Annotated in this window: 2 protein-coding genes; one reads left to right on the forward strand and one right to left on the reverse strand. The window is 73.2% G+C overall.

What is annotated here, in order from left to right:
* Nucleotides 1-69 precede the first annotated feature (69 nt).
* The gene (locus ACFWXO_RS44680) at nt 70-621 is read left to right on the forward strand and encodes a hypothetical protein (protein ID WP_380532822.1); all 552 of its coding nucleotides are present in this window, start codon (nt 70-72) and stop codon (nt 619-621) included.
* 85 nt (nt 622-706) lie between these two features.
* Here ACFWXO_RS44680 and ACFWXO_RS44685 read toward each other — a convergent pair whose 3' ends face one another.
* The gene (locus tag ACFWXO_RS44685; protein WP_380532825.1) at nt 707-901 is read right to left on the reverse strand and encodes a hypothetical protein; all 195 of its coding nucleotides are present in this window, start codon (nt 899-901) and stop codon (nt 707-709) included.
* Between the last annotated feature and the right edge of the window lie 195 nt (nt 902-1,096).

Consider the following 1,096-nt stretch of genomic DNA (forward strand, 5'->3'; position numbering starts at 1 on the left):
CGGGGGGGGGGGGGGGGGGGGTGTCGGGGTTTGGGGTGTTTGGGGGTGGGTGGGGGGGCGGGGTTGGTTGTGCTCGTTACTGCGCGGGGCCCCCCCCCCCCCGCGGCCGCGCTGGCGACCCGTGCCCGCGCCGAAGCAGGCACCGCCCCCACCGCGGCCGCCGCACTGGCCGCAGCGGTCACCGCACGGGCACTCGCTGGCATCGGCGACCACCAGGGCGCACTCCGTGCGGTTGCCGACGCCCGGACCATCGCCGAGCGCCTGGACACCGCCCAGGCCGCCGACACCTGGTTCGGCTACCCGCTCCAGAAGCACCACGTCCACCTCTCCCAGGCGTTCACCCTCATGGGCGACACCCGCGAGGCGTACGCGGAACAGGAAGCCGCACTCGCCCTCACCCGCTCCCCCTCCGTGATGACCCGCGCCCTGCTGGCCATGGACACCGCGATCTGCCTCAACACCGACGGCGACCCAACCGCCGCAGCCGGCATGGCCGTGGACGTGTGGGAGAACCTTCCGGAGGCATACCGCGACGGACTGGTTCGCACCCGGGCCGAGAGCCTCCACCACGCACTGTCCGGCTCGGCCCACGCCCGGCTCGGCGAGGCCCTGGCCAGCTGACCGCCAGCCGCTCGGGCGTGGGCACTCGCCCACGCCCTTCTCCCGGGACTGGGCAGCTAGGCCCCTTGCGGGAAGCGGTCGCTGATCACGCCGAGTTCAGGCCGAACAGCCTGGCCAGCAGCAGGTAGAGGGCCACACCCAGCGCCTGGGAGACCATCTGGCGCCAGCCCATGGGCCTGGGGGACGACGGCTCAATCCGCGAAGCCGTCTCATTCACCGCCATTGCCCCCGGCCCGCCAGAACTGGGCTGGCCACCACTGACACGACGCTTGCGACTCATCTCAGGCCCCTCCTTCGAGATCGGCACGTTGCCGACTGGCCATCAGATTTCGCACATCGGCCGCGACCAGCGCAAAGTCCCATCCGCAACTCCCGCCACCTGAATCGGCGTTGAGCACTTGGGTGGGGGGGGGGGGGGGGGCTGGGGGTCTTGTGGCCCCCGCGCGCTCCGCGGCGGGGTGGGGGCGGGGGGGGA

Origin of the sequence: Kitasatospora sp. NPDC059088, from assembly GCF_042738155.1 — a bacterium.
Classification (GTDB): domain Bacteria; phylum Actinomycetota; class Actinomycetes; order Streptomycetales; family Streptomycetaceae; genus Kitasatospora.

Coding starts and splice junctions, on each gene's coding strand:
- ACFWXO_RS44685 (WP_380532825.1), bottom strand. CDS start 901: ATGAGTCGCAAGCGTCGTGTCAGTGGTGGCCAGCCCAGTTCTGGCGGG.